10 protein-coding genes and 2 rRNA genes are annotated in these 8,021 nt (G+C 41.3%); 7 read left to right on the top strand and 5 right to left on the bottom strand.

All coding sequences use genetic code 11. The annotated features are described in order from the left end of the window. Positions 1-8 precede the first annotated feature (8 nt). The 4 genes from GBN19_RS09515 to mnmC are packed head-to-tail and all read left to right on the top strand — an operon-like array spanning position 9 to position 3,336. Positions 9-623 carry a septation protein IspZ gene (locus tag GBN19_RS09515; RefSeq protein ID WP_151777968.1) on the top strand — a complete coding sequence of 205 codons (615 nt, stop codon included), beginning with the start codon at positions 9-11 and terminating at the stop codon, positions 621-623. A gap of 13 nt (positions 624-636) precedes the next feature. Next, on the top strand, positions 637-939 hold the full coding sequence (locus GBN19_RS09520) for a YciI family protein (protein ID WP_151777969.1): 303 nt from the start codon (positions 637-639) through the stop codon (positions 937-939). Between the two features lie 4 nt (positions 940-943). Further along, a complete protein-coding gene (locus GBN19_RS09525) occupies positions 944-1,438 on the top strand; it encodes a hypothetical protein (RefSeq protein WP_151777970.1) in 495 nt (164 codons plus the stop codon). A gap of 17 nt (positions 1,439-1,455) precedes the next feature. Then, entirely contained in the window at positions 1,456-3,336 is a 1,881-nt protein-coding gene (mnmC, locus tag GBN19_RS09530) for an FAD-dependent 5-carboxymethylaminomethyl-2-thiouridine(34) oxidoreductase MnmC (RefSeq protein WP_151777971.1), read from the top strand. Positions 3,337-3,397: 61 nt separating this feature from the next. Here mnmC and GBN19_RS09535 read toward each other — a convergent pair whose 3' ends face one another. Next, positions 3,398-3,709, bottom strand: a complete 312-nt coding sequence (locus GBN19_RS09535; protein ID WP_151777972.1) for a rhodanese-like domain-containing protein — start codon at positions 3,707-3,709, stop codon at positions 3,398-3,400. 90 nt (positions 3,710-3,799) lie between these two features. Here GBN19_RS09535 and GBN19_RS09540 point away from each other — a divergent pair, with 90 nt between their 5' ends. Further along, positions 3,800-4,288 (top strand): YajQ family cyclic di-GMP-binding protein, encoded by a 489-nt coding sequence (locus GBN19_RS09540; RefSeq protein WP_151710413.1) that lies wholly within the window; start codon positions 3,800-3,802, stop codon positions 4,286-4,288. A gap of 51 nt (positions 4,289-4,339) precedes the next feature. Here GBN19_RS09540 and GBN19_RS09545 read toward each other — a convergent pair whose 3' ends face one another. Continuing rightward, a complete protein-coding gene (locus tag GBN19_RS09545; RefSeq protein WP_375707868.1) occupies positions 4,340-4,708 on the bottom strand; it encodes an acyl-CoA thioesterase in 369 nt (122 codons plus the stop codon). Between the two features lie 63 nt (positions 4,709-4,771). Then, positions 4,772-5,197, bottom strand: coding sequence for a thioredoxin TrxC (trxC, locus tag GBN19_RS09550; protein WP_151777974.1), 426 nt, complete (start codon positions 5,195-5,197; stop codon positions 4,772-4,774). A gap of 198 nt (positions 5,198-5,395) precedes the next feature. On the opposite strand from trxC, the gene GBN19_RS09555 reads away from it, so the two are divergent. Both GBN19_RS09555 and GBN19_RS09560 read left to right on the top strand, forming a co-directional pair. Beyond that, positions 5,396-5,731: a TIGR01244 family sulfur transferase gene (locus tag GBN19_RS09555; protein WP_151711041.1), complete on the top strand. Its 336-nt coding sequence runs from the start codon at positions 5,396-5,398 to the stop codon at positions 5,729-5,731. Positions 5,732-5,993: 262 nt separating this feature from the next. Then, positions 5,994-7,373, top strand: a complete 1,380-nt coding sequence (locus tag GBN19_RS09560; protein WP_151777975.1) for a dihydrolipoyl dehydrogenase — start codon at positions 5,994-5,996, stop codon at positions 7,371-7,373. Positions 7,374-7,525: 152 nt separating this feature from the next. Here GBN19_RS09560 and rrf read toward each other — a convergent pair. Both rrf and GBN19_RS09570 read right to left on the bottom strand, forming a co-directional pair. Further along, positions 7,526-7,640, bottom strand: a 5S ribosomal RNA gene (gene rrf, locus GBN19_RS09565). Between the two features lie 278 nt (positions 7,641-7,918). Beyond that, positions 7,919-8,021, bottom strand: a 23S ribosomal RNA gene (locus GBN19_RS09570); the annotation flags it as partial.

The following is an 8,021-nucleotide window of genomic DNA, read 5'->3' on the forward strand; positions in this document are numbered from 1 at the left end:
ACTCTAACATGAAAGCACTTTTAGACTTTGTGCCGCTCATTATTTTCTTTTATTTATATAAAACTGTTGATCCGACCGATAAACATCACCCGCTACTGATGCTGATTGGTTCACCAGGTGGGATCGACAACAATAATATTTTGGCAGCAACCACAGGTCTAATCATTTCCATGTTAGTGGTTTACGGTGTCTTGTTTATTTTCCAGAAATTTCGTTTAGAAAAACAGCAGTGGATTGTGCTGTTTATGACCGTGATTTTTGGGGGTGTCACCCTCATGCTCAGTGATGACTTTTACATCCGTTTAAAAGCGGCTTTATTGAATTTAGTCTTTGCAGGTGCATTTGCACTTTCTCCATTTTTCACCAAAGACCGTAGTCCACTGATTAAACGCATGTTCGGCCCAATCCTAGAACTCAGTGCTGCGGGGTGGAAAAAACTCAACTACGCATGGGCTATAATGTTTGTGGTGATGTCAGGTTTGCATGTTTTCTTCGCATTTTTATTTGCTCACGGCAAATATTGGGGAGAATTTACTGCATTTGGTGACATGATCGTGATGTTTTCTTTTATCATTATCCAGTTTGTCGTATTACGAAAACATTTCAAATCTCCAGAAGAGTAAATCAGAGAAGATTATGGCTTTATTTGTAGTATCCTGTACCGATCAAGAAGGTACGCTTGAACAACGTATTGCATCCCGTCCTGCACATCTGGCTCGCCTTGAACAGCTCAATGCTGAAGGTCGCCTGATTGTTGCAGGCCCTATGCCAAAACAGCCAGGTAATCCACAAGCGGGATTTTATGGCAGCACCCTGATCGTTGATTTTGATTCTCGTGAAGATCTCGACGACTGGCTGAAAGAAGAACCTTATCTCAAAGCAGGGGTTTATAGTCAGGTTGACGTTAAACCTTTCATTCAAGTTTTCCCAAAAGGATAAAATCATGCGTGTTGTTGTACCAAGCTTACTCAGCTTGTTTTTGCTGAGTTCTTCAGCATGGGCTGTTGAAAACACAGCAACTCAGCCGCAAGCTGCTGCACCCACGGGTACAACAGCACCAGCGACAACACAAAAACCCACGACTTCACAACCTGCTGCAAAACCTGCACCTGTAAACCTCAACCAACCTGCCCCGATTATGGAGCTGACACCTGCGCAAATTGCACAGAAGAAAGCTGAAGAAGATGCTCGTATTAAAGCATTAGTCAAAAACCAATTGACGCGTATGCAGCAATTGGAAAAAGCTAATCTGGATGCGTTAGCACAAAACCAAGCTCTCCAGCTTAAAAATGACAATTTGAATGTACAGGTTCAGGTCTTACAAAGTGAACGTAGCGCTCAAATCTTTATGTATGGCGCAGCGACCATGGGCGTTGGGGTGTTAATCGGCTTTCTACTCGCAGGTTATATTTATACTAAACGTCGTCGTCAGTGGTAAATCTGAGGTAATTTTGCATGTTTAGTGCAATTGAAACGGCTGAGCTGGATTGGCAACAGGTCGATGGCATTGATGTGCCTATTTCCAAACAATTTGGCGATGTATATTTTTCCAAAGACAATGGCTTACTCGAAACTCGCCACGTGTTTCTCAATGGCAATGATTTAACTGAACGTCTGGCACAGCTTGATGACTATGCCTATTTTTGTGTCGGTGAAACAGGCTTTGGTACAGGTCTGAATATTCTGGCCTTGTGGCAATTGTGGCAACAGGTTCGCCCTGACAATCATAGCCATTTGCATGCCATCAGTGTCGAAAAATTTCCACTGTCTAAACCTGACTTGATTCGAGCGCTCAATGCATGGGAAGAGCTGCGTCCTTTGGCTGAGCAGCTACTTGCCCAATATCCCCTACCGATTTCGGGCTGTCATCGCCTTAATTTTCCAGAAGAACGCTTTAGCCTAGATTTATGGCTAGGCGATGCAGAAGACGTGTTTCCGATTATGCCGAAAACCCGTCAGGTCAATGCTTGGTTTTTAGATGGCTTTGCACCTTCGTGTAATCCTGAACTGTGGCAACAAAACGTATTAGATCAAATTATCCGACTGTCAGATGTCGGTACAACTTTTTCCTCGTTTAGTGTCGCAGGCATTCTCAAACGTGGCTTAAAACAGCACGGCATACAGATTTCTCGTCCACGCGGTTTTATGCATAAACGGGAAATGCTCAAAGGCATTTGGGCAGCCGAAGAACAGACTTCTCAACAGTCACAACCCAAACCAACTCAAACAACCATTGCGGTCTTAGGCGCAGGGATTGCAGGCTTATCTACGGCATGGGCTTTTGCCCAACGTGGACACCATGTGCATGTGTTTGATGGCAATGGCGCGCTCTCAGGCGGCTCAGGCAATCCTTTAGCCTTGCTCAATCCGAAGCTTTGTCCAATTCAACAAAGCCATGAACATCTGATGTTGGTGAGCTGGCAATATGCCCTGCGGCATTATGCACAATTTAAAGCATTTCGCCCGTTACAGGTCAGCCAGTTTGATTTAAAAAATAATGGCGAACTCACTAAATTGCCTGATCAATATCCTAAAGGTTTGCTTGTCGCAGAAGCGAATGCTGATTTTACTGCAACACTACAAGGGATCTGTTTAACGCAAGCAGGGGCTGTTTCCCCTCATCAATTACGTGATGAAATTTTGGCACATCCACAGATTGCATTTCATCAGCAACATGTCACCCAACTCAGTGATACGTCCCCGATTCAACTATTTGATCCGGAGCAAGCTGTTTTACTTGAAGCAGATCATGTCATTGTCTGCTGTGCGCTCAACAGTGCAGCATTTTTTGAAAACTATCCTGTCCTCAAACCGATTCGCGGGCAAGTCAGTTGGGTGGACAATTCAGGTCAGCCATTGTCAGCCGAACATGCTTATAGTTATGGTGGCTACTGCATGCAGCTCAATGCGCAACAACTGATTTTAGGTGCATCATTCCACCCCAATCGGGATGATATTGAGGTATTGGAAGCAGACCATCAACATAATTTGGAACTACTACAGCAACTCAGCCCTGACTATGCCGCAACACTGCCAAATATTACCAATTGGCAAGGTCGTGCCTCATTACGTGCACAAAGTCAGGATTATTTTCCATTACTCGGTCAAGCCAATGCAGAACGTGAAGTATATAGCTTTGCAGGCTTAGGCTCGAAAGGCTTTTTGTTTGCACCGCTATGTAGTGAAATTTTAGCTGCGGAGATTTTGGGAGAGGCTTGTCCTGTGCCCATCAGTCTACGGCAAAAATTACAGATGCAACGCTTTAACAAAAAGCAGAAAGTGAAGAAGCCATATTTTATAAAAGAAGTGAAGTTTGAACAGATACAGAATAATTAGAATTTATTTTGATTATTTTTTTAAACCGCACCTTTTTTATAAGGTGCGGTTTTTATTTGCTTTAATTTTGTTCGATTGGTAAGCCCGCCTCTTTTGCAGCACGAGTTCCACCCATCAACACAACATATTCACGAGAACTGTCAAAATCTTCCAGTTTTTCAGCCGCACGCGAAGCTTTACTGCCGCCACCACATAGAATATAAATTGGCTGATCCGTATTCACCTGAGTTAATACATTGATATCTAAGTCATTAATAGGCTGATTAATCGCACCTTTGAGATGACCCTCTGCATATGCAGCAGCATCACGAACATCCCAAATAACCGCATTATCTGGGAACTCAAATGTTGTAATTTCTTGTTTACGGATCATTGCGCACTCCTTTGATATAAACAACACTTGGCAAATGAAGAAAACCCTCTTAGCATCTCAAATATTTCATCTATTTGTAAAGGTCTCAACATGCCATCATTTGATATTGTATCTGAACTTGAGCTATTTGAAGTCAATCACGCGGTACAAAATACACAAAAAGAGATTGCAACACGCTTCGACTTTCGTGGTCAGGATGTTTCAATTGAAATCAATGAAAAAGCGAAAGAAATTAAAATTTCAACTGAAAGTGATTTCCAGTGTGAGCAGGTTTATAACATGCTCGAAAATCATTTTTACAAACGTAAAATTGATACCCAAGCGCTAGACCCACAAAAAGCCACTGCTTCTGGAAAAAATGTCATTCAAGTCATTAAACTCAAAGATGGCTTAGATTCAGATACCGCGAAAAAAATTAATAAATCGATTAAAGAAAGTGGCATCAAAGCCCAGTCCTCTATTCAAGGCGACAAAATCCGCGTAACAGACAAAAAACGCGATACATTACAACAAGTAATGAATCACTTACGTGAGCAGCAATTTGGTGTTCCTTTGCAGTTTAATAACTTTAAAGACTAAATCCGAATAAAAAAAATCCCCGTTCAATACGGGGATTTTTTGCAACAAAATTTAAGCAGATACTTGGCTCAAGAACTTTTGCTTGGCTTCTTCAGGAATTTGACGTTTATGCCCTTCAGCATCAACGGCAACAAAAGTGAAAATCCCTTGAGTAATGCGCTTAGCTTTCCGTGAAGTATCGTGGCTGTCCCACACTTCAATTTGCATTTGAATTGAAGTATTCCCCACTTTCAGAATTTTGGTATAACAACTCACCACATCGCCCACTTTCACAGGGACAAGAAAGGTCATTTCATGAATCGAAATGGTTGCACAGCGCCCTTTACTAAAACGCTCCGCATGGATTGCACCAGCCAAATCCATCTGTGACACAATCCAGCCACCAAAGACATCGCCACTCCAGTTGGTATCTGCTGGCATCGCGATGGTTTGTAAAGATAAGATTCCTTCAGGTATTTTGCTTGATTCAGTCACGTCAGTTCCCTATTTGATCAGTTGTTGGTCTAGCCATTGTTTTAATTCGCTAGCGCGTAATGCACCGCTTATTCTAGCAATTTCGTTGGTTTTATTCATCAACACTAAGGTTGGAATACTTCGTACATGAAATGCCTGACTTAAACGAGGGTTTTCTTCCGTGTTAATTTTGGCAAAAATAACCTGAGGATATTGTTTCGCCACTTCTGCAAAATGTGGAGCCATCATCTTACAAGGGCCACACCAATCCGCCCATAAATCAACAAAAATAGGCAAATCACTATGCTGCACAATCGCGGCAAAATTTTGCTCATTTAACTCAATCGGAGCCAACGGCAACAAAACCTGATGACACTGACCACAGTGTGGTTGTGCTGCCAGTTTTTCTTTAGGTACGCGATTTTTAGCTAAACAGTTCGGACAAACGACGATCATTGGTCATCTACTCAATCATTTTATGATGATAACAATGAGGGTAAAACCAAAAAAATAAAGCATTTATTCTTAGAAAAATCATCCCATTTGCAACACACTTTACGCTTTCACTATGAAATTCAAATCAGAGTGTGCGCTTTGACAATCAGGTTAATGCTATGATAAGCCTATCAAAATCATATCTTGCTGGAGTTAAGCATGTCTGAGAATGTCGGTTTTGCAGGTCAGATCGCCCCTGAACATGTTGCGCAAATTGTAGAAAAAGGCTTTAAATCTATCGTCAATAACCGTCCAGATTTAGAAGGTGGCGCTGAGCAACCCACTAGCGCTCAAATTGAAGAAGCTGCACGTCAGGCAGGCTTAGACTATGTCTATCAGCCTGTTGTTCCAGGACAAATCACAGAACTTGATGTTCGTGCTTTTGCCAATCATTACAATGAATTGCCAAAACCAATTCTCATGTTCTGCCGTACAGGTAACCGTTCAAATAACTTGTATCAACTGGCAAAACAAATGGATTTATTGGACGACTAACTCATGCCGACCTGTATCAGTCTCACTGATACAGGTTATATTGATATATTTGGGGAAATAAATCATGAAATTCATCATTTTAAGCTTAAGTTGTCTGATTGTTTTAAATGCCTGTAGCACTATGGATATCAAACCACGAGCAAGTAGTAGCGTAGGAACAACACTTTAATTTTTTTGATTGTTACAAAATGCGATCAAATGCAAAGAATCGCAGAATATCCTTTATAGTTTGGATAGGTCATTTTTCGTAAAGAACAAGAATATGTACGATATTATTATTATTGGTGCTGGAACAGCAGGCATCAGTGCTTATAAAGAAGCCCTTAAATTTACAAAAAATATCTTAATTATCAATGCTGGACCATGGGATACCACTTGTGCAAGAGTGGGTTGTATGCCTAGTAAAGCTCTCATTTCTGCTGCAAATCAACTCTATGCTGCACAGCATCTTGAGCGGTTTTCAATCCAAGCAACATTAAAAGCTCAAACGGAACAGGTCATGACCCATGTCAGACAACTACGTGACCGTTTCAGTCAGGCAACTTTAAAAGATGTCGAGCAATGGAACTCTGAGCACAAAATATCAGGCGAAGCACATTTTGTAGATGAACAAACCATTAGCGTTCATGGCGAATATTATCAGGCAAAAAGCTTCATTCTCGCTGTGGGTTCAAGCCCCAACATCAATGCAACATGGCAAGCCACCTTAGGCAGTCGTTATCTAAGCTCAGATCAATTTTTTGAGTTAGAACAGTTGCCAAAGTCAATTGCTGTGATCGGTAGTGGGGTGATTGCGATTGAACTGGCACAAGCACTGCATCGTTTAGGTGTCAAGACAACCATTTTTGCACGAAGCCGACGAATTGGTCAATTAACAAGTACAGCACTACAAAATCTTGCACAACAACAGCTTAGCCAAGAATTAAATATTTTATTTGAAACATTACCTGATGAAATTACACTTACTCAAGATCATCAAGTTGAAATTCATTATACGCAACAACAGCAGCCCCAAATACTGCATGTCGAGTACTTACTCAATGCAACAGGTCGACATTCTCTTTTGCCTAGCTTGCAGTTACAGAACCTAGAACCACATTTCCAAGATAATCAAAATCTTCCAATTAATCCACAAACGCGTCAACTCGGACATTATCCTATTTTTATTGTTGGAGATGCAGCAACGGCAACACCCGTACAACATGAAGCTGCACATGAAGGGAAATTGGCTGTACATAACTGCCTGAATTATCCACATGTACAACCAATTAAGCACACCGCAGCTTTATCAATTGTATTTTCAAGCCCTGAAATGGCCACTGTTGGTCAAAACTACCAACAATTAATCACACAACATATCCCATTTATTATTGGTACCGCATCTTATCAAAAACAAGGTCGTGCAATTGTGCTCGCCCAAAACCATGGTGCAATAGAAGTATATGTTCATCCACATACACGTCAGCTACTTGGAGCCGAATTATTTGTTGAAGAAGCTGAGCATTTAGCACATTTAATTAATTGGATGATCTCAGGCGAGCTTATGATTGATGAGATTTTAGAGAAACCCTTCTATCATCCAACATTAGAAGAAGGTTTAAGAACTGCTTTAAAGCATGCACGTCGGCAACTTGTCCCATAAACATACAGAACAATCAAAACTATAATCATGCACTGCTATTTTTTTGGAATGCATATTCAGATTAAACGAATAACGTCTAGAGCTTAAACTTAATTATCCCCGCAAAGAAAAGCCCCCCGACCTCTTTAGAGATTGGGGGGCTTCGAATAATGAGCTGGCGATGACTTACTCTCACATGGGTAACCCCACACTACCATCAGCGCTAAGAGGTTTCACTTCTGAGTTCGGGAAGGGATCAGGTGGTTCACTCTTGCTATTGTCGCCAGCACAACTGTTTATGGACTTGTTCAGGTTTTATGCTCAGATCATTTGATCTTGTTGCTACCCTACTTGGTACCAAATGAGTTATTAACGGATTGGTTAACTGAGTCTAATATAACATAAAGCACAGCTTTATGTCTTGCACTCGGGCAAACATTATCAATGTTTGCTCAATCCTCGTTCATATTCTAGCATTGACTAAATCAAGTTCTTTGTTTCAGATCAGGTTTAACTGATCTTTTATGAATCGATTTAAGCTTTATATACAACTGCTTGGGTGTTGTATAGTCAAGCCTCACGAGCAATTAGTATTGGTCAGCTTCATACGTCACCGTACTTCCACACCCAACCTATCAACGTCCTAGTCTCGAACGGCTCTTTAGAGGA

The organism is Acinetobacter brisouii (genome assembly GCF_008993995.1).
Taxonomy (GTDB): Bacteria; Pseudomonadota; Gammaproteobacteria; order Pseudomonadales; family Moraxellaceae; genus Acinetobacter; species Acinetobacter brisouii_A.

Excerpts from the sequence above, each read along its gene's own strand:
- GBN19_RS09515 (WP_151777968.1), top strand. The coding sequence starts at position 9 with ATGAAAGCACTTTTAGACTTTGTGCCGCTCATTATTTTCTTTTATTTA.
- GBN19_RS09520 (WP_151777969.1), top strand. The coding sequence starts at position 637 with ATGGCTTTATTTGTAGTATCCTGTACCGATCAAGAAGGTACGCTTGAA.
- GBN19_RS09525 (WP_151777970.1), top strand. The coding sequence starts at position 944 with ATGCGTGTTGTTGTACCAAGCTTACTCAGCTTGTTTTTGCTGAGTTCT.
- mnmC (WP_151777971.1), top strand. The coding sequence starts at position 1,456 with ATGTTTAGTGCAATTGAAACGGCTGAGCTGGATTGGCAACAGGTCGAT.
- GBN19_RS09535 (WP_151777972.1), bottom strand. The coding sequence starts at position 3,709 with ATGATCCGTAAACAAGAAATTACAACATTTGAGTTCCCAGATAATGCG.
- GBN19_RS09540 (WP_151710413.1), top strand. The coding sequence starts at position 3,800 with ATGCCATCATTTGATATTGTATCTGAACTTGAGCTATTTGAAGTCAAT.
- GBN19_RS09545 (WP_375707868.1), bottom strand. The coding sequence starts at position 4,708 with ATGCCAGCAGATACCAACTGGAGTGGCGATGTCTTTGGTGGCTGGATT.
- trxC (WP_151777974.1), bottom strand. The coding sequence starts at position 5,197 with ATGATCGTCGTTTGTCCGAACTGTTTAGCTAAAAATCGCGTACCTAAA.
- GBN19_RS09555 (WP_151711041.1), top strand. The coding sequence starts at position 5,396 with ATGTCTGAGAATGTCGGTTTTGCAGGTCAGATCGCCCCTGAACATGTT.
- GBN19_RS09560 (WP_151777975.1), top strand. The coding sequence starts at position 5,994 with ATGTACGATATTATTATTATTGGTGCTGGAACAGCAGGCATCAGTGCT.